At 42.2% G+C, this 19,084-nt stretch carries 24 protein-coding genes, 1 pseudogene and 2 riboswitches; of the genes and pseudogenes, 6 read left to right on the top strand and 19 right to left on the bottom strand.

Annotated features, from left to right (window positions below):
• Positions 1 to 58 precede the first annotated feature (58 nt).
• From ACR32F_RS16780 to ACR32F_RS16730, 11 genes and pseudogenes are all read right to left on the bottom strand, one after another.
• A complete protein-coding gene (locus tag ACR32F_RS16780) occupies positions 59 to 631 on the bottom strand; it encodes a class I SAM-dependent methyltransferase (protein WP_440108893.1) in 573 nt (190 codons plus the stop codon).
• 300 nt (positions 632 to 931) lie between these two features.
• Positions 932 to 1,572, bottom strand: a pseudogene (locus ACR32F_RS16775) (family 1 glycosylhydrolase); the annotation flags it as partial.
• 10 nt (positions 1,573 to 1,582) lie between these two features.
• The gene (locus tag ACR32F_RS16770) at positions 1,583 to 1,972 is read right to left on the bottom strand and encodes a rhodanese-like domain-containing protein (RefSeq protein ID WP_223200048.1); all 390 of its coding nucleotides are present in this window, start codon (positions 1,970 to 1,972) and stop codon (positions 1,583 to 1,585) included.
• Positions 1,950 to 2,348 carry a rhodanese-like domain-containing protein gene (locus tag ACR32F_RS16765; RefSeq protein WP_440108890.1) on the bottom strand — a complete coding sequence of 133 codons (399 nt, stop codon included), beginning with the start codon at positions 2,346 to 2,348 and terminating at the stop codon, positions 1,950 to 1,952. The genes ACR32F_RS16770 and ACR32F_RS16765 overlap by 23 nt, the downstream gene beginning before the upstream one ends.
• A 36-nt stretch (positions 2,349 to 2,384) precedes the next feature.
• The gene (locus ACR32F_RS16760) at positions 2,385 to 2,702 is read right to left on the bottom strand and encodes a rhodanese-like domain-containing protein (protein WP_440108889.1); all 318 of its coding nucleotides are present in this window, start codon (positions 2,700 to 2,702) and stop codon (positions 2,385 to 2,387) included.
• Positions 2,703 to 3,295: 593 nt separating this feature from the next.
• Entirely contained in the window at positions 3,296 to 3,565 is a 270-nt protein-coding gene (locus ACR32F_RS16755) for a metal-sensitive transcriptional regulator (protein ID WP_149846960.1), read from the bottom strand.
• 508 nt (positions 3,566 to 4,073) lie between these two features.
• Entirely contained in the window at positions 4,074 to 4,952 is an 879-nt protein-coding gene (locus tag ACR32F_RS16750; RefSeq protein ID WP_440108886.1) for a sulfite exporter TauE/SafE family protein, read from the bottom strand.
• Between the two features lie 8 nt (positions 4,953 to 4,960).
• Complete coding sequence (locus tag ACR32F_RS16745) at positions 4,961 to 5,188, bottom strand: sulfurtransferase TusA family protein (RefSeq protein WP_440108884.1); 228 nt, start codon at positions 5,186 to 5,188, stop codon at positions 4,961 to 4,963.
• 16 nt (positions 5,189 to 5,204) lie between these two features.
• Entirely contained in the window at positions 5,205 to 6,341 is a 1,137-nt protein-coding gene (locus ACR32F_RS16740) for an MBL fold metallo-hydrolase (protein WP_440108881.1), read from the bottom strand.
• An 18-nt stretch (positions 6,342 to 6,359) separates the two neighbouring features.
• A complete protein-coding gene (locus ACR32F_RS16735) occupies positions 6,360 to 6,755 on the bottom strand; it encodes a DsrE/DsrF/DrsH-like family protein (RefSeq protein WP_184185628.1) in 396 nt (131 codons plus the stop codon).
• 30 nt (positions 6,756 to 6,785) lie between these two features.
• Complete coding sequence (locus ACR32F_RS16730) at positions 6,786 to 7,355, bottom strand: sulfurtransferase TusA family protein (protein WP_440108878.1); 570 nt, start codon at positions 7,353 to 7,355, stop codon at positions 6,786 to 6,788.
• Positions 7,356 to 7,741: 386 nt separating this feature from the next.
• Between ACR32F_RS16730 and ACR32F_RS16725 the strand changes: the two genes are divergently transcribed.
• The 4 genes from ACR32F_RS16725 to ACR32F_RS16710 all read left to right on the top strand — a co-directional run bounded on the left by ACR32F_RS16725 (position 7,742) and on the right by ACR32F_RS16710 (position 9,927).
• Positions 7,742 to 8,698 carry an IS30 family transposase gene (locus ACR32F_RS16725; RefSeq protein WP_440108877.1) on the top strand — a complete coding sequence of 319 codons (957 nt, stop codon included), beginning with the start codon at positions 7,742 to 7,744 and terminating at the stop codon, positions 8,696 to 8,698.
• A 117-nt stretch (positions 8,699 to 8,815) separates the two neighbouring features.
• Complete coding sequence (locus ACR32F_RS16720; protein ID WP_440108875.1) at positions 8,816 to 8,983, top strand: hypothetical protein; 168 nt, start codon at positions 8,816 to 8,818, stop codon at positions 8,981 to 8,983.
• Between the two features lie 393 nt (positions 8,984 to 9,376).
• Positions 9,377 to 9,628, top strand: coding sequence for a hypothetical protein (locus tag ACR32F_RS16715; RefSeq protein WP_440120081.1), 252 nt, complete (start codon positions 9,377 to 9,379; stop codon positions 9,626 to 9,628).
• A gap of 134 nt (positions 9,629 to 9,762) precedes the next feature.
• A complete protein-coding gene (locus tag ACR32F_RS16710; RefSeq protein WP_440108873.1) occupies positions 9,763 to 9,927 on the top strand; it encodes an IS3 family transposase in 165 nt (54 codons plus the stop codon).
• A gap of 41 nt (positions 9,928 to 9,968) precedes the next feature.
• Here the strand turns inward: ACR32F_RS16710 and ACR32F_RS16705 are convergent, their stop codons facing one another.
• From ACR32F_RS16705 to ACR32F_RS16685, 5 genes are all read right to left on the bottom strand, one after another.
• The gene (locus ACR32F_RS16705) at positions 9,969 to 10,583 is read right to left on the bottom strand and encodes a DJ-1/PfpI family protein (protein WP_440108871.1); all 615 of its coding nucleotides are present in this window, start codon (positions 10,581 to 10,583) and stop codon (positions 9,969 to 9,971) included.
• A gap of 48 nt (positions 10,584 to 10,631) precedes the next feature.
• A riboswitch (ZMP/ZTP riboswitch) is annotated at positions 10,632 to 10,713 on the bottom strand.
• Positions 10,714 to 10,933: 220 nt separating this feature from the next.
• Positions 10,934 to 11,446: a pilus assembly protein gene (locus ACR32F_RS16700; RefSeq protein ID WP_440108869.1), complete on the bottom strand. Its 513-nt coding sequence runs from the start codon at positions 11,444 to 11,446 to the stop codon at positions 10,934 to 10,936.
• Between the two features lie 586 nt (positions 11,447 to 12,032).
• Positions 12,033 to 12,752 carry a hypothetical protein gene (locus ACR32F_RS16695; RefSeq protein ID WP_440108867.1) on the bottom strand — a complete coding sequence of 240 codons (720 nt, stop codon included), beginning with the start codon at positions 12,750 to 12,752 and terminating at the stop codon, positions 12,033 to 12,035.
• Between the two features lie 113 nt (positions 12,753 to 12,865).
• On the bottom strand, positions 12,866 to 14,218 hold the full coding sequence (locus tag ACR32F_RS16690) for a sensor histidine kinase (protein WP_440108865.1): 1,353 nt from the start codon (positions 14,216 to 14,218) through the stop codon (positions 12,866 to 12,868).
• 71 nt (positions 14,219 to 14,289) lie between these two features.
• Positions 14,290 to 14,997: a response regulator transcription factor gene (locus ACR32F_RS16685; RefSeq protein WP_440108863.1), complete on the bottom strand. Its 708-nt coding sequence runs from the start codon at positions 14,995 to 14,997 to the stop codon at positions 14,290 to 14,292.
• 154 nt (positions 14,998 to 15,151) lie between these two features.
• Here ACR32F_RS16685 and ACR32F_RS16680 point away from each other — a divergent pair, with 154 nt between their 5' ends.
• Complete coding sequence (locus ACR32F_RS16680; protein ID WP_440108861.1) at positions 15,152 to 15,409, top strand: GlsB/YeaQ/YmgE family stress response membrane protein; 258 nt, start codon at positions 15,152 to 15,154, stop codon at positions 15,407 to 15,409.
• 122 nt (positions 15,410 to 15,531) lie between these two features.
• On the opposite strand, the gene ACR32F_RS16675 is transcribed toward ACR32F_RS16680, so the two are convergent.
• Entirely contained in the window at positions 15,532 to 15,873 is a 342-nt protein-coding gene (locus ACR32F_RS16675) for an alpha/beta hydrolase (protein ID WP_440119909.1), read from the bottom strand.
• A 35-nt stretch (positions 15,874 to 15,908) separates the two neighbouring features.
• Here ACR32F_RS16675 and ACR32F_RS16670 point away from each other — a divergent pair, with 35 nt between their 5' ends.
• Positions 15,909 to 16,154 carry a substrate-binding domain-containing protein gene (locus ACR32F_RS16670; protein ID WP_440108860.1) on the top strand — a complete coding sequence of 82 codons (246 nt, stop codon included), beginning with the start codon at positions 15,909 to 15,911 and terminating at the stop codon, positions 16,152 to 16,154.
• Between the two features lie 932 nt (positions 16,155 to 17,086).
• Here ACR32F_RS16670 and ACR32F_RS16665 read toward each other — a convergent pair.
• On the bottom strand, positions 17,087 to 17,305 hold the full coding sequence (locus ACR32F_RS16665; RefSeq protein WP_440108858.1) for a hypothetical protein: 219 nt from the start codon (positions 17,303 to 17,305) through the stop codon (positions 17,087 to 17,089).
• Between the two features lie 412 nt (positions 17,306 to 17,717).
• Positions 17,718 to 17,804, bottom strand: a riboswitch (cyclic di-GMP riboswitch).
• Between the two features lie 156 nt (positions 17,805 to 17,960).
• The gene (locus tag ACR32F_RS16660) at positions 17,961 to 18,602 is read right to left on the bottom strand and encodes an NAD(P)-dependent oxidoreductase (RefSeq protein WP_440108856.1); all 642 of its coding nucleotides are present in this window, start codon (positions 18,600 to 18,602) and stop codon (positions 17,961 to 17,963) included.
• Between the last annotated feature and the right edge of the window lie 482 nt (positions 18,603 to 19,084).

The raw sequence follows: 19,084 nt of genomic DNA, 5'->3' as shown, positions 1-19,084 counted from the left end.
ATTCTCGTCTAAGCACTTCGTGGAACACCTGCTTATGTTCCACGAGCGTCCATTTCTTCTAGCCTTGTTTACGAGCGATAATGACATAATGCTGCTCGTTTGGAAATGAAATCTGTTCGATTGTAAAGCCGTGTTCTTCGAAAGACTTGGACAACTCGCTGGAATGCAAACGATGTTCAAGCGGTGGCCCCTGCTCCATCTCCTTCTTTTCCCATTCGATACAAAGTACTTTACCTCCCGGCTTCAACACTCTTTGTATTTCTTTTAAACCGTCTTGCAGCGGCTCCACCTCATGGATTACGAAAGAAGCAATAATATGGTCTGCAGCTTGTGATTCCACAGGTATCAGCTCAATTTCTCCCTCTAAAAGTTCTACATTGGTTGCTCCTTGTTCAGCTATTTTTTCTTGAAGATGCTGCAGCATCAGAGGAGAAACGTCTAATGCATAAACTTGATGACAGAGAGTCGAAGCCGGTAACGTAAAATACCCTGTACCCGCACCCAAATCTAATATGGTATCACTTTTCTTAATATCCAATAAAGCTAGAATGGTTTCCGGTGGTAAAGCCTTTTGTCTCTCCGGACTGTCTAACCTTGCAAGTTTTTCGGGATTGAATCTTTTTTCCATCATGTGATACACTTCCTTTCTTACTTCCTGATCTATTTCTCACAACAGTTCTACCGCTTAAGTTCTATATTCATATACGATACCATTGAATTTTTAAGTTCAACGGCCAATTTACTTAGCGATACGGCTTAATCGGTAACCTTCATTGTGGAGGACAAGTGCTTCCATGCAGTTGAATCCGCATTCTGGGCGAGATCTTTCGTTTTTTCTGTGGTATCAGACCAAGCCGCCATCGTTGACACCACTTCATCAGTGCCAGATGACATCTATTGCGTAACCGATGATACTTCTTGCATCTCCTTGGATAAGCTTGGCCACGTTCTGCGCTGAGTTCTGAGTTTGCTCTGCCAGCCGTTTGACCTCGGCGGCAACAACTGCAAATCCTTTCCCCTCTTCCCCAGCGTGCGCTGCCTCGATTGCAGCGTTCAGAGAAAGCAAGCCTGTCTGATTCGCTATATTGTTTATTGTATCCGTAATAGAACTGATGCTTTTTGATTTTTCCAGAAGGGAAGCCACAACCTCTCCCAGTTTCTGATAACAATCATACAAGACATTCATAATGTATCTCAAGCCTTGAGGATCGATTTGCCAGCCCCACTCGCTCGCTGTCTGATAGTAACTAAAAGAAATAAAATCAACCGTGTGTTTCAGAATCTCTTCGTCTCCAGGTTAAAATTGGATGGGAATTCCATCTTCTCTAAGTAACGCTTGATATAGTTTGGGTAATATCCACGTGCATGTACATCAGCAAAAAATGTATTTTTATGGTCAGCATTCATAACTTGGATGACATCCTTAGGATCAGGAGTCAGTGGATAAATTGGCATTGCAGTGACCATACAACCTATTTTGAAATCTGGATTGATTTCATGTCCAACTTTCACTGCAAGTGCACTTGCAACAAATTCGTGGTGAACGGCTTGATACAAATCCTGTTTACTCACGCTAGGGTTATCATTTTCGAGTTAGTGGATCTCCCCATGTATTTACTCCACCTTGGAGTTGAACGAGTTTAGAGTATCCACTCTTACTTAAAATTTTGGCTGCACTTTTGCTGCGCATACCGCTTTGGCAGTAAAGAAAAACGGTGTTATCTTTTGGTATCTCGACCAGGCGTCGCTTTAACTGAGATAAAGGAATGTTTACAGCTCCCTTGATGAAACCTCTTTTATACTCGCCAGGTTCACGTACATCAACCACAAGACTTTTACTGTCTGCTTTCATCTCATTTCGGAAATCGTCTGATCTTAAATTTTTCAGGCCTTTTACCGGCTTAAGCCGTGTATAAAGCAACCATACAACAAGAAGCAGGATTGCGATATTAATAACAGTATTTATGTTCACAGGATTCTCCCTTTCTATTCACGGATAAAAAGCAACCTTTGACTGCATATAGTTGATAAAATCCGCGGCGTGCAAGAATTCTGGCTGCTTTTCTTCTCGTGAGCCAGTTTCGTGAAAAAATAATCACTTCGTTATGTGGTGAAAGTTCCTTATGCCATACAACTGGCAAACGACCAATGGATATATTTATCGAGTCGGGAATATGACTAAGCCAATATTCACTTGAATCCCTAACATCTAGTATTTTTACGTTGGACCACCGATCATCTAAAGGATCCCACTCTTTGCTGTCCACATAAGTAAGTGAGGGGACTGGCCACAACTGAACCAACAACCATATAATCAGTAAACCCGCTAAGATGAAAATAAGAGTCATTTATGACATCCTTTCAGTAACATTAGAAACCTATGATCAAATTAATTGATCGAAATCTGACCACTCATTAAGGCCACCTGTCATATTCACAACTTTATATCCTTTCTCATGAAGAAGCTCACAGGCAAGACCGCTTCGATTTCCGCTTCGGCACATAATGATGATCTCCTGAGCAGGATTTAATTCATGAAGTTGTTCCATTAATTGTCCTAACGGAATGTGCTTAGCTCCTTTCACATGTCCTTCTGCCCATTCAGCAGTTTCACGGACATCCAGCATGATGAGATCTTTTCCTTGTTTTAGTTGCTCAGCTACTTCTTGCGGTGTAACCCCTTTCGGGACTCGAAATGTCATAATTATCCTCTCCTTGTTGTTTGAAATTATATTTTAACTAGCTCACCATAGCTCTTTAACTTAGGTTACTAGTATTGCGTTATCTGAGTGTTGTTCATTCCTCAGGTTTTTGTAGCTAGTAAGACAATTGAGAGATGACCTATTAGCTAGGTATATCCTTACTTCATCAGCCGCAGAACACCGCGAAACTGGCCTAATCTACCTGACTTAGTACATTCGCTTATTACCCATACTCCTATAGGTATCATGATGCCGCATTTGACCTTTAACAACCCTCTGCTGAAAGATTACTTTTAGCTCGATTCACAGTAGGAAATCATAAAGTCTATATAGCAATAGAGTGATCTATAGATATAAAGATTCTAGTACTTGTTTTCAAATCTTAGCCTATGCTTTCGAAATGAAAACATAATCAAACTGTTTTGATTTTATCATCTGTAATAAGTCAACATATCATTTCGCTGCAAAACTCGACATGTGAAGGGAATTGTACCTTTTAACTACCAGATTCTCTTCATCTAAAACAACAGCAGCTGTCAAAAATCACAGCAGCTGTTGTTTTTGTTAGATGAACTAGTTAAAGGATATTGAAGTTAACGGCTTTTCACAAGGAGATCTATGGCTTCCTTCACCAATTTACCTGTATCCTTATTACCAGCCTCCTGTTCAGCCATAATGCACTCTTGGAGATTCTCAGCAACGATTTGCGCAATAGCTCTGTCAGAGGCATTACGAACGGCAGACAACTGGGCAACGACCTCTTTACAAGATTTACCTTCCTCCATTAATCGAAGCACACCACGAACCTGGCCTTCAATTCTCCGCAAACGTGTTTTCAAGCTGTCTGTATAGTTATACTCCATATAAAATCTACACTCCTTCATAACATACCTGTATAGGTATATTATAGAGCAAAAAATATTAGCGTACACCTTTAAATAAATTAGTTTATCTATCCAATTGTTTCATTCCCAGCAGGGCCACGGTCATAGTACAGGCAACCTCTAATCCTGTGCCACCTCAATCAATTTGAGACAAAGACAAAGCGTTGGGCTTATCACGTGCTTAATTACCTGCGGTCCGTGCCCCCAAATAATTCTTATTGAACTGCCCGAGTTTTGATGACCTCATTCTTCCGCAGAGCATTGAGCTTCTAGAAAGTAAAAAGTATAGTTAATTCGTGATTATAGGCAGTTGCAAAGAGCAATTGAAATAAAAAATCTTACTAATGCTTTATAGCAATTTACTGCTAAACATACGATTGATGTTTTTTTCAGCCACTAAGGAATACTACTTTCTCGTTATACACATCCCCCTGTAGGATAATGTATAGTAGGTACACTCTGTAAGACAGTTCTTTTCTATATGCTCTTAAAGGATAGATGCCCAAACCTTTACAGCTGTCAGGGCAATAAGCACGACCAGTCCATAACGAAGTACTTTAACATTGATTTTAGAACTGATTTTGGAACCGAAAGGGGCACCGATCAGGCTTCCGACCACCATGAATAAAGTAGGCCAAAAGGGAATATGACCGCCGGTGAGTTTTCCAATAACTCCGCCAATGGCTGAAATAAAGACGATCGCAAGAGAGGAAGCGATGGTCGTACGGGTTGGAATCTTAAGGATAGTGAGCATAATGGGAATCAGGATAAAAGCGCCACCCGCACCCACGATCCCGGATACAATCCCGACTATAAAGGCCGAGACTATCGCTATAACTTTATTGAATTGAAGATTGTCTTTAATTTCGTCTGAGCCATTGCGAGGTATCAGCATCAGAATAACTGCTAACACGGCAAGGATGCCATAGATCAGGTTAATGATATCTCCTTGAAGCAGCCCCGATATATATCCTCCGATCAGGCTTCCCGTCAAAATGCTGATGCCCATGTAAACAACCAGTTCCTTATGAATGACAGAAGGCCCCATTTTGCCCTTGCTTCTTTTCTGAAACGCCAGTAGACCTGCAAGAGACGCAAAAAAAACTTGGAACATACTGATCGAAGAAACCTCATGTGCTGAGAAAGATGCTGCATCGAATAAAGGTGGTACATACAGCAGTAACGGATACATTATGATAGCACCACCTATTCCAAGCAATCCTGAAAAGAAGGATCCGATTAAGCCGAGAACGATCATGATGACCAATAACGAAATATCCACAATTCCCCTCCTTTCTTTGTTTGAGGGTTGCTTACGAAAGTTTGAAATAAGCGAACACACCGCAGTGTGTTCGCTTTGTTTCATTTTTTCATTTAAATCTTTTTGACGTGAAATGTATAGATACCGTTCACTTCTTCATGGGCAATCAATTTGTGATTCGTTTGTTTTACCCATGCTTGAAAGTCATTAACCGAGCCTTTGTCCGTTGAAAGTACTTCCATAATTTGTCCGGATTCAAGACCATCCAGCGCCTTTTTTGCTTTTACGATTGGCATAGGGCATGACAGCCCTTTCGTATCTACTACCAAGTCTGTTTTCATCTTGAGTTTTCCTCCTTTAGTGGTCATGCACGGCACAGCGATTCGGACCGATTTCCATCTCACGCTGTTCATCTTCGTGTGGTGTTATTCTCCCCATGTTCGTCTGGCGGATTTCTTGGTACGCATTCGGCTGAGGTGGAAGATTCTCAGTCACAGTACGCCGGAATACATCCTCATCACGAATGTTAAGACCAGGGTTATTGTGATACAAGTCAGAAAGTTTGGCCATTACTCGACCACCCTCACCCAACTCAGTCACTTTTCCGAAATGAGCAGGCAATACGATCAGATCTTGAGATAGTTCTGTAAATCGCTTATAAAGCGTATTATGAAGATCACCCACCCAGTCTTCAGCGAGACCCGCCAAATCAGGGCGACCGATCGATTCAACAAAAAGGATATCGCCGGTTAACAAATATTGATCATCCACAATGAATGATGTGCTTCCAATCGTGTGACCAGGAGAGTAAATCGGCTGAATCCGAATTGTTGTGGAACCTACTGTGATATCACGACCCTCTTCAAGTTTTTCGTAATTGAAAGTGACTTCAGTTGCATCTTTTGGCGGCAACCAATAAGTCGCTCCGCTTTGCTCGGCCAGTTTACGTCCGCCGGAAATATGATCGGCATGCAGGTGTGTGTCCAGTGTGTGTTTAATCTGTACATCTTGCTCTTTGGCAAACTGTTCAAACACTTCGGTCATGCGAAGAGTGTCAATAACTGCGGCTTCACCGCCTGAAACAACCATATAAGACAAGCACCCTTTACCAATTCGTACGAACTGATACAAAGAGCCACCGTCCTTTAATTCTCCAATCTGCACTGGCTCCAGATGCTCACTCCAAGATTTCATACCGCCTTCTAGGTAATACACGTTGGATCTGCCGGCTTCAATAATTTGTTCTGCTACAAATTTGGAAGACCCCTCTTTAGCACAGACAACAAGCATTTTTTTGTCATCAGGAATCTTGTTGAGCGCATCATCTACACCGTCTAAGAGATCGAAATAAGGAATGTTAATGATATCTACACTGTCGCCTTCAACTTTCCAATCGTTAAAGTCCGTTTCATTACGAACATCAAGGATAAAGATTTCTTCTTTAGCCAAGACGATTCGAGTAAGTTCTTTGGCCGTCATCGCTTTTAATTCCATTTTCGTTTCTCCTTTCATTTAAAAAGTTAATGTAACATTGGCATCTTTCGCAAAATCCAGAAAAGTGACAGCTCCGCCTACTTCAATGCCTTCAATAAAATCCTCTATTGTCAAGTTCATAACGTCCATAGTCATCTGACAAGCAATAATCTTAACACCTAACTCCTGAGCCATTTCTACAAGCTGTGGTATCGTTGGAACATTTGCATTCTTGAACCCTTCAGCAAAATGTTCAGCCCCTTCAGGTAACGGCAGTTGGTGATGTGCTTGCTTATGAATCAGATTCAATCCTTCAAATGTAAAGAAAATGGCAACCTCTGCTTCAGTCGCTGCAGAAGCAGTTGCGATATTAAACACCTTATATGCATCGAACATTCCACCATTACTTGCAATAATAGCTACTTTTGTACTCATTGATATACCTCCGTTATTTTGTTGGTTTTATTATTTTTCGCTTGGACCTGTCCAACTAGTCATGCCGGGTTCTACATTCGTGACTTGTTTAAACCCTTTTTCAGTAAGCAATTGACAGGCAAGGTCACTGCGGTTGCCTGTTTGGCATATTACATAAATTTCTGCATCCTGATTAAGTCCCTGGATTCGACTTTCGAGTTCACCTAGTGGAATGGAAAGGGCTCCAGCAATTCGGTTAAACGCATATTCGGCAGGTTCACGTACATCCAGTAAGATCATCTTTTCGTTTTCAACAAGTTTTTCCTCCAAATCTTCATTGGATATGACTTGTGGATGCTTCTTCTCTTTCTTTATTTCAGTAGAATTTGCCTTACGGACGTAATGCTTGAGAACATTGCCATCCTCTACTGTACCGAGATAATGATGTCCAGTATTTTTGGTCCATCCTTGAATGTCTGCCAGAGATCCTTTGTCTGTGGCTTGCACTTCAATAACTTGACCAGCATCAAGTTGATCCATTGCTTTTTTTGTTCTAACGATTGGCATTGGACATGAAAGCCCCATGCAATCGAGTGTCTGATCTACTTTAATTTCGGCCATGAAAGCACCCTCCTTAAAATTTGTTGCAAACAAGACAATCTCTTAGGATATATTAAATTCTCCCTTTTGGACTGTAGTTTACAACGAGAATCTCATTAGGGTCGATAACTTAATACTCATACCCCTATGGGTATAATACAAAGAGTTTTCGTTATTGTCAACCTCAAGTACTAAAATAATGAAGTGTCGCTTCAAGCCTGGGATAATAGTGATTGACTTTACATCCCTTTTGAACTTTGTTTGTTCAGAACGTTATAATTTATATTTTTTTATGACGGATTGTAATATGAAGTGCGACACCTACTGAAAATAAAAAAATGGCTCATAGCCTGATTCGTGTAGAATGAAAGTTACCACACCAGCATTCACACAAGGAGAATCAGTCCATGAGTTATTCACATCTTAGCATAATCGAACGTAGCAAGCTAGAAATCCTCCACAAGCAAGGCCAAAGTTCACGAGCCATTGCAAAGGAACTGGGTAGACATCCTTCCACGATTTGCCGTGAGCTAGATCGTGTTGTTGCATCGCATCCCTATCAGGCAGAACAAGCTCAGAACGCTTATGAGGAGCGTCGTAAGGTTTCTGTCTCTCCAGGTAAATGGTCAGACGCCTTGGCTGCTTCACTGGAGGAAAAACTTGAGGCAACGTGGTCTCCGGAACAAATCACTGAACGTTTCCGCACCGAAGGCCGGCGTGCAGTCTCTTTCAAAACCATCTACCGCTGGATCTACGCTGGGCGCTTGGTTCGAGGTGTATTACAGGTTCTTCGACACAAGGGGAAGCGCCAGAAACCCGCAGAAACTCGCGGTAAATTCGCTATTGGTCAATCCATTTCAGATCGCCCCAAAGAGGTTCGTTCCCGTGAAACGTTTGGACACTGGGAACTGGATACCGTCGTATCGGGTCGTGGGAAAAGTAAAGGATGCGTAGCGACGTTGATTGAACGCAAAACACGCTTATATACCGCTGTTCTCATGCCCGACCGTACCGCTTTGTCGATGGAGATTGCGCTCGGTGTAGCTATATCACAGTACCCTACTGGGACCTTCCTCACAGCTACGGCTGATCGAGGAAAGGAGTTTGCATGCTATGCCAATCTGGAAACGACCCACAACCTGCACGTTTATTTTGCTGATCCGTATTCGTCTTGGCAACGCGGTTCCAACGAGAATGCAAACGGGTTGCTTCGAGAGTTTTTCCCTAAAGGTACCGATCTCGCTCAAGTGGAGGATGAAGATCTCGCCCATTCACTCGATCTAATGAATCACAGACCACGAAAATGCTTGGGTTGGAGAACCGCTCACGAATCTTTCACAGAGGAACTGTCGCACTTAGTTTGACAATCCGTCTTATATAAAAAAGCCAACCTATTCTGGTATTATCCCCTTTTAGTGGACAAGAAAAAAAGGACATCTGTTAGGATGGACTTGATCTTGCCTAACTAAGGGGATTTTTTCATGGCTAAAAAAGGCCAAGCTTACCGGCAGTACTCCTTGGGATTAAAATTGGAGGCGACCCGGCTGGTCAACGAAGAACATATGAGTATACGTGAAGTCGCGAAACGTTTGGATATTCAAAATAAATCTCAAGTACAAGATGGGCGGCAAAAACGAAATGTGGAATAAGCCTAGAACCTGCCACATCCAAACGGGGACGCCCCAGAACGAAATTTTCCAATATAGAGGCATACTTGCGAGTGGAGATTGAATATTTAAAAAATCAGTTTCCAAATCTACACAAGTAGTGACGAGTAAAGTTGCTAGATTTCAGATCATAGAGGACTTGCGAGTACTCCATCGTCTTGTTTGGCTCTTGAAGTTAGCTGCGGTTTCCCGGTCAGGCTATTACAAGTGGAGAAAAGGTTGCAAGCGGCAAAAGAACGTAGAAAAAAAACAACATGAATTGGAATCGTACCAGCTTGCCATCCATCGCATTCATCCCTCTTTGGTTATTCTCGAATGACGGTAGCTTTACGGAGGGAAGGCATTAAGGTCAACCACAAAAAGGTGTATCGTTTAATGAAGCAATTAGGGATCGGTTCTGTCATTCGAAAGAAGCGTCGATTCTTCGGGAAACAAGATTCTGTCGTGAATCCGAATCGGCTTGAGCGCCAGTTTCAAGCGATTTTACCACGAACTAAACTGGTTACTGACATCACCTATATTCACACTGGAGAACAGTTTGTGTACCTGTCTGTCATTCAGGATTTATACAATAACGAGATTGTGGCTTGGCATCTTTCCGAACGAAATGACCTCTCTTTCTCATGAAACGCTGGTTAGACTCTGTCAGCACACGGATCCGAGTAGCATAATCCTACACTCGGATCAAGGATTTCAATACACCTCTAAGCCATTCAACCGTAAACTGAAACAACTCGGCATGCTAGGAAGTCACTCCAGGCGTGGGAATTGCCTGGACAATGCCTGTACCCGAGTCTTTCTTCTCTCATTTAAAGACCGAGAAAATATACTTGAATGAGGCAGCAAACAAAGCGGAGGTTGAGCAGCAAGTGAGCGAATATATTCTGTTCTATAACCAGAACCAAATTTTCAGCACCGCTGGCTGATCATGCGCTTGAAAAAGGCGAATAGTCATCTTCTTGTCCTCCTACCGCAAAGTATGCATGTAGACATCTTTTATGTTACCAGCTTCATAATATGGATACTCCAGTTTCTGCTGAACTTGAAGAACAATCTCCGTACTCGTCAACATTTCAACCATGTAAAGTCCCAGGTCAATGGAAGCCGTAACCCCCGCACCAGTTACCGTATTACCATCACGCACTACACGCGCTGAAATTACTTCTGCACAATAAAGAGCCAATAAATCATAAGCTGATGAGTTTGTAGTAGCCTTTTTTCCATTCAGGAAACCTGCTGCGCCCAATAGCAAAGCCCCGGTACAAATAGAAATCTTATACGGTACGTTCTCTGCCGTTCGGACCCAGCGCATGAAATCCTCATCAAATCGAAGCGTTCTAGTTGATAATCCACCGGGAAAAAACACTAGATCAAAATCACCTAGATTAGGTAACACTTCATCGGATTTCATTTTCAGTCCCCGATCATCTGTAATCTCATCCTTGACTGCACAGAATGTCCATGATACGTTTTCCTTCGCTTTCAGAATCGCTAGCCAAGTCACTGCTTCATAAAATCCAGCTAAGTCCATGCTTGTCATTCCATCGAATAACACAAACGCCATTTTCATTGCCGCCACCATTCCTTTCATTCCCTGAATAATAAATAAAGTGTTTGATCAAAAGATCAAACACTTTGCCCAGGCGTACGGCATATAAAATATGTGCTTCCTCGTGGTTCACTCCACGTTTACGCCAGTCACACATACCAGATATTTAACACTAAGTATACATGACATCTTTTTTCTTTGTAAATATATGAAATTTATACATACTTTCACTTTCCTTTGTTTTTGATATCGAGCTTAATTCCTATCTTGAAACATTTATTTCTAGACAATCTGCTTTCACTTTTTACAGCTATTCAAAGATTCTGCAATTAAGAAAAGCATATTTATTTTCCTCCATTTTATTGAACTAACCTGCCGTTAGTTCAATAAAATAGATGAGCAGTATCGTCCGGGTCTGAACCAGCTGATCCCCATACTTCCCCATCAACGCTATAACCGCCACCACTCCATTGAAGCAAGTAGCCTCCAGTATTCATGCCTTGTGTGAAACCTTCTTTAATATTTATCCAATCTAAAGATTCCCCGGCAGCAATCGTTATAGCGAAATACACTTTACTAGTATCTAAGTGCGTTAAACTAACATTGACTTCATGCCTACTATTGTTCTTCATTAGCAGTTTTATATGTACAAATCCCGGATTTACGGAAAAGGGTTGCTGTACCGTTGCGCCTCCAGAAGCAATATAGTGCGAAGGTTTGTTCTCTTGTTCGCTTAAAGAATTAGTAAGGGTTGTACTTTCGGACTTGCTTGATAATACACCAGACTTTGGAGTAGACATATTCTCTTGAGTTGGACTTGTTGAATCACAGGCAGTTACGGTCGCTGTTGTTAAAGCTAATGATAAAACAGTAAAAAAAAGTCCCTTTTTCTTCAATACTTTATCCCTCGTATTCTTTTATTAGTTATTCTAAAACCTATAAGAAGTTCCTCGTTATTAATAACGCTATCAATCAATAAAAGTTACATCTGTAATTCGCAAGATGGCATTGAGTTAACCTGCCCGTTAGTTTAATGAATTAACGGAAAAATAATGATTGGATATATGTCTAATCGGAAATAGGAACATGTTTTTGTCCATTTCGGTAATCGGTACAAGTTCTTGTCCTTGGCTTGGGACACGAACTTGTACCGATAAAACAAAAAAGCCGCTAAAATAGCGACTTTCAATGGGACTATGTTCTTGTCCCTCGACATGTAAAGTTATTTTTTTTTGAACTTTTATTGTTTGAGGACAAGTGTCCTTGACAAGGAGGACTTTTCGTTGTAAAACTTATGTTCATCACTTGGAAAAAAGTTGTGTATGGCAAAATTGTACCATGTCTAAGTTTTTTTAAGAGAAAACCTGTCAGCTCGATACCATTCTATAAACGAGTCTATAAACGAGAAAATACCTGCCCCTCTCCCGGGCAGGTATTAAAGGTGAATCGTATGAATGGCTTACCAACATCGATCACTAAATATTAGTCCAGAAGGCTGTAGATCTGAATGCTCTCCACCTTGGCATCCTTGATATGAAACGACATCACATCCACATAATTGGATGGCTCGTAACGGAAGTCATCCTCCTCATTAGGGGCTCCATCACCAAGCAGTTTCCCCTCAGGGTAGGCGTTTTTGAGTGTATCCAGGCTATCTCCTGCTTTAATGTTTCGCACTGTCGCGTACTTAGGATCTGTAATTTCGATATGAAAGATGGAGTCTTGTTTCCCCTCCGGTATACTGATTGTTTTAATCTCCAGACCAGGATACGTATAAACCTTTTCTGTAAAACCGATTAACGTATCCATGTTTGTTCCATCGTCGGCACTGTACGTATGAGATTTCAGGTTATCCGGTTTGCCCAGCATCTGTTCCATCTGATCTTCATTCGCTGTATCCGAAATCGCAATGGTGTGCTCATTATAGACAAAAGCAAGCTCCTTCAGCACCACATTGCCTTCCTTCTCCATCGAACCTTCCTTAATAGCTTCAGCACTCTGTCCTTCCGAATTTTCTGAAGCAGACGCAGTAGAATTTGATGCTCCTTCGCCTTTGGCCTGTTCGTTCGACGTGTTTTTTTCAGCCGAGTTCTGCGCCGCTTCTGGCGACTTGGCACCATTGGACTGACAGCCCGTCAGTGCCATCGTTAGTAAAATACTCAGCAGGATAACAGCTGTAGCTTTGTTTATCAATTTCATCATGATCCCTCCATAAATGTGTGATTTCTTCTTATGAAGTGATTATAAAAAAAGCATTTGTTAGTCTCATAACAGAATTGTATCAATCTTGTAACGTTCACTATTTACGCGCGTGTTTACGCACGGGGTAACACAATCGTAACGGTCGTTCCTTCCCCGATTTGACTTTCCATGTCGATATATCCATTAAACCGCTCTACAATCTCTTTGCAAATAGAAAGTCCAAGACCTGAACCGTTCGCTGTGCTTGCATTTTTCGCCCGGTAAAAGCGTTCCTGCACTCTCTCCAGCTCATCACCCGCGATACCGATACCTTGATCACGTATCCGTATAACTACCTCGCTTGGCGTATGTTCCAACTTCAATTCGATTAGCGATGGACTGCCTGAATATTTGATGGCATTGTCCACAAGGTTGGCGATCGCATGGGACATCAGCATTGGATTCACGTTGGCGTGGACTCTCGTCAGAAGCTTATCCTCCAGTTCCGCTTCCGCCTCCCTGAACATAATCTCGATTCCTTTATCTTTGGCCTTGGCACCCATACTCGTTGCGACTTGCTGAATCAGTTTGTTCATTTCCGTCTTCTCGACTTCCAGTTCGTTAGAACCAGCCTTGTCGAATCGGGATAGCAACAACAGTTCATTAATCAAGCGCGTCAGCCGATCCGATTCCTGCAGCAGATGAGCATAGATTTTTTGCAGCTCCTTGTTCTCGTTCTCCCCTTCATACAAGTATTGAGAGAAACCACGAATTGCTGCCAAGGGTGTTTTTAACTCGTGAGATACGTTGGAGACAAATTGTTTCTGGTACTGAATGTAATCATGAAGCTGCCGCCCCATGGAGTCCAGCCCATCTGCCAGCATGCCCAGCTCATCCTTCCGGTTTAGATGAACTCTCCGAAACTCCTGTCTAGAGAAACTTTGCGCAGCGCCAAGCAACAGCTTAATCGGCTTGGTTGTGTTGCGGGCAATCCACAGACTGGATAACGTAATCAGTACAATAAATCCGCCTGCACCCGCAAACAGGATATAACGGATTTGATTCATAATCGCATAAAAGTAGGAAATGTCCTCCACGAACTCATACACATAAGCGTTTTGGTAGTATTGATCCTGAATGGGAGTGGCAAAATAAAGCAGATGATCTTCCGTTACGGTGTAGGCATAACTGCCGCTCAGGGCTTTCTCAATATTCTTTTCAAAAATAAGAGGTTTGCCATCATTAATGATGATGCCATCCACAGCCAAGCCCAGCAACTGCTTGGAGCTATCATAGATACGTACTTCCTTGCCTGAAGCTTTCAGCTTCTCCAGAGTAAGTCTGACGATTTCTTTTGTCTGTGGCTCTCCTGTCGATGATCTATGCTGTGCCAACACCTCACGGAAGGACAACTCGGACAGATCCGCCTTCTCCATCATCTGTTTTTCAATGGTAATGAAGCTGTAGTAATCGATGGCTTTATTCACCGCAAAAATGATGATGCCAAAGGACAGCACGGAGAAAAATAAATAATTCAGCAGTAACCGGGTTGCATACTTCAGGCCTCGCCACCTCCAAGTTGATAGCCAAATCCATAGATCGTCCTGACATACTTCGGTTCGTCCGCGTTATCCTCCAGCTTCTTCCGTAATCGCATAATGGTCATATCCACACTGCGACTGTCTCCCATAAAGTCATATCCCCATCCGATCTGCAGCAGCTCATCCCGGGTAAAGATTTTGTCTGGCCTTTTGAGTAACGTTTCCAGAATTTTAAACTCTTTGGCCGTTAAAGACACGGGTACACCGTTTTTCAGCACCCTTCGGCTTTCCAGATCAAATGTCAGCTCTTCATGAATGATGCGTGTAGATTTCACTTCTGTTTCTTCACTTGATTCCTCCTTGCTCTCGTTTCTTCTCAGAATCACCTTGATCCGAGCGAGCAATTCACGATTGTCAAAGGGTTTGGTCATGTAATCTTCCGCCCCTAGCTCTAGTCCCAACACCTTGTCGATTACCTCATTTTTGGCAGAGAGCATGATCACAGGAACGGCACGTTTCCCGGTGATTTCCTTGCACAGGTCATATCCGGAGCAGTCAGGCAGCATCAAGTCAAGCACCACCAGGTCCGGTTGAAAAGCATCCAGCAGCTGCAGGGCTATTTTACCGTTTTCAGCCGTTTGAACGACGTAGTTTTCTCTTCTCAGTACGAGCTCAATTAAATCTCTGATTGCGACTTCATCGTCAATGACAAGTATTTTCTTCAATGTGCACCCCTTCTAGCCTTGTTCCCCAGCTTGAATCATAATTTACCCTCATCTTAGCACAGACACTTTAGATTCCTCCACCAACTGGAAGATGAGGTATATTCCACTGAGCCCAACATAACTTGTAATAAACCCGAAGAAAGGAGAACAATCCATGGATCTGCTCTGGGTACTCATTGTTGGTGGACTTATTGGCTGGTTAAGCGGCAACTTGGTTGGGCGGGACGTACCGGGCGGTGTACTTGGGAACATTATTGCGGGTTTTATCGGTTCCTGGTTAGGAACGGAATTGCTGGGACCAAGGGGGCCGGTGATTGGCGGATTTCATATTATTCCAGCCATCGTTGGCTCGATTATTGCCCTGCTCATCTTCTTCGCTCTGGCACGCGGCGGAGCCTTCCGAAGACGTTAACAAAGAGAGGCAAAAACCGATACCGTCGTTAATTAGATATTTTTATAAAGATGCTGCCAGGGCATAAAGGTACAGGATAAACATAAAAGGACCGAAAGCATTCATCGATGGAAGATGAACACTTACGGTCCTTTTTTTATTTTTGTACTGATTTCATCCATTCTTTCAGTGCCTGAACAACCGAATGTCGTGTTTTTCGGAAGATTGGTTTTGACTTTTTCCCACGCTTCCCAGTTCAGAACACCATCATTACTTCCCGTAAGTTGCAGTGCAGACAAGTTTGTTCCGTCCAGTCTCCCGCCATCATCCGCATAGGATGCAAGGTAAAAAAACCCTTTGATCTGATCTGTGTGTGCTGCGGCATATCTTGAGGCAAACACACCCCCTAGAGAATGCCCGCCAATGACATACGTTTCACCCGGATGCTCCGCGAGAAACGACTCTGCCCGGTTTCCACCGAACATTGCCAAATTCAGGGGCATCTTCGTAATATACACGCGTGGTTTCAAACGACCAAGTAGCTGCAGGGTTTGTTACATGTAGTAAGGAAAAGGGAATTTCAATACCGGATGAACTGGCAGTTATAGGGTTTGACAATCAACCAATAGCTAAAATTATGAATATTACTACAATTGAAATACCTTTAGTGGAGATGGGAAGAAAGTTATTACTTCGGGCAATTAGTAATGAAGATCTTTCATGCGAAGAAATAGCAGTTAAATTAGTTGAACGACTCACGGTATAGTAAAAAACTTTGGCGGTTCCCTCCACCTGCTTTTATGGCTATTTTTCGGTAATGATTTCATGCGTTTTTTCATGGGAGATCTACCTCTCTTTTCATTATCATTATGTAGATAGGACTACCTGACACGTCCATACAATTTCGGTGGGCAGTTCATTGAATCTGCCGTCTGACGAAGCTCTTCACGCAATTCCTTGTCAATGGACATACACGTCTCCTCCCGGCCTTTCGAAACGTTTCCGGAGTTGTTTCATTACCAGATGATGCCTGGATTTACTATGCCAACGGTGATCTGCAGCATGTCTGCGATTTCAGAGCATAGTCGTGAAAATAGCGCAGGATGACGACCATACGAAGTTTGTACGACTTATTAATATAATGATCGCAAAGTCTTTTCTCGACATGGCACGTTTTTGATTCAGCCATTCTTGGTGAAGAGATCGTAAGGTACCTTAAACGAAAAAAAGCACCTCTCTCGAGATGCAAACGAATCTACAATATATTCAATCTGTTGGAACGTAACCATATCAACCATTCACCGTTACTTGTGGTACGGAACACCGCTATTCAAGCTGCAAAAGTAGGGCCGTCGGACTGCGCTTATCGAAAGGGCGATACAGGATCAGCACTAAGTACGATCTCGGTATATGTTTTCATCCCTTGAGCCAAAAGACACATCCACCATCCTCTTCATTTCTTTTCTAAAGTGCTTTGACGAGTTTGTTTTATCTAATTCAAATGAGATCACAGTTTAAATTGAAGTACTTCCGATCATTGAAGCTGGTTTCTTTGACCATAAAACAGCATTCAGCGTTTCAGTCACTCAAAAGAGACATAATACTTCTACTCAGATCTTCATCTAATCGAAATACGAAAACTGTCCTGCATAATGCTACTTAATGAGGTTTTAATTATATCGCTTTTCATTTAGATACTCATCTAATCGGTAATCGAACTATGTTTTTGTCCATTCCGGCAATCGGTACAAGTTCTTGTCCGCTATGAGCCGCAACCATTTGCAGCGTACGCGTCAATTCAGGAATATAGGACAGTTCTGATTGCACGTACTTAAGTCTCGCCTTCCAATCCTTGTAGGATTTCAGCCATAATTCTACTTTCTCATAAGGAACGGGGTGCTGATGCTGGGTCATCATAAAGCCCCTCCTTGCTGTGAATGCTGTCCAAGCATTCTTTCGCCAGCCAGCCTGTCAGTCGTCACGGTCGTACATCGTTCACTCTCCGTTTCCATTGTCATCGTCCCTTCTCCTAGTAAGTTGGGGATGCTGTTAAGATTCCTTTTTCGCTACTTTAGCACATTTTTTTTGATTTCCACCTCCGACATACCTGGTAAAGTCCTTCTATAGCCTACCATCCGTTGTTGCCAAACGGGTCGATGTCTACCAGCAATACTTGCATCCTGCATTCTTTCCAATGCATGACTTCTTCAACTTCTACAGCGTAACTTACAGGCTACTTCCTATATCATCACCTCGTATTCATTCTGGAATCACGACAAAAAAGGCACGTACCCTCAACGGTCGTGCCTTGTCCTGACAGCAAGTTTGAGGGGGTAACCCGGCGGTCATTGCATTTTCTGCAGAAGACCCGTGGCTTTGCGTCCCAGCCTTTCGATCTGGTTTGCCTTTTCCCTGGATTTATAGCATATCTTAGATGAAAAGCGGAAAGGTCTTGCGAGATAACTACGAATACGTTCGCAAAGGAACTCGAAGCATTTTCATGTTTACCGAACCGTTAGCCAGATGGCGTGATTTGCTATTTACAACTGAGCAACCACATTTTCTCGATTAATTAACTAGAAATATAAACAATACTATTGAAAGAATCTGGATTGTTCAATTGAGCAGTCATACATTCAGCTAGATCGGCACGTGATATATATCCCTTCCCTTTATGTGAGGATTGATTAATGGCGATTCTGTACTTACTTGTTTGTAAACCATTTGTTAATCTTGGAGGACGAACGATTGTCCAATCAAGTCCAGATTGATAAACCTTCTGTTCCATACGTTTCATGTCATCATATAGGTTGAAAAATATCTTCCATAAAACTGTTATTAGAATTCTCTCTGTAAATGAAGCCTCTTGCTTCGGCTTAAGGGTTTCAGCTGATAGGCAAATAAGTCGCTTAACTCCGCAATTTTGCATTTCATTCATTATATTTTCGATACCTTTCGAATAGACAGTTGTCGGTTTACGATGATTAACGCCAAGCACTGAAAGTACTGCATCTTTTCCGACCATCGCTTTTTGTAAGGTAGAAGGATTTAGAACATCTCCCTTTTTGATCTCCAGATGTTTATCGCATACATCTGATATATCTAATTTCTCTGGTTGACGCACGATAGCTGTTACCTCATGTCCATCGAGAAGTAATTCTTTCACTAATTGAACACCTGTGTTACCTGTAGCTCCGAATACAATTAGTTTCATTTCACACACCTCATTTTTGTTAGTTATTGATAACTAACATTTAATATAAAATTTTACTTATTCCTTCTTTGTTTATCTTGTTTATCCGCTTAATTTATATACTATAGAATAAGGTTTATTGAACAATTAATGTGGCGACCATATCCTTATGTCCTGTACCACAAGGGATAGAGCATCTAATAGTATATTCACCGGGGTCTAACAATGCAGTTGCAGAAACCTCTCCTTCAATTTCGATACCATGATGACCTTCTCTTCGTTGGAGAGATTCACGACTACTTCCAAATTATTATCGTAAGTACTAACCCAAATAGAACCAACATTATGACTGGATGTATTGCCCCCATCCCTGGAATATTAATGCTAACATATTGAAGTGGAACGATAAGAAGGAATAATCCAACCACCTGCCAGCGAACAAGCTTGGAAAGTTTCCCAGTAAAAAGATAGTACCAGCTTGAGGATTGGTATAAATTGAAACC

It is taken from the genome of Paenibacillus hebaui (assembly GCF_051934385.1).
GTDB lineage: Bacteria > Bacillota > Bacilli > Paenibacillales > Paenibacillaceae > Paenibacillus.
The sequence above is the reverse complement of the archived record's forward strand: the minus strand, read 5'-3'. Positions and strand labels throughout refer to the sequence as shown.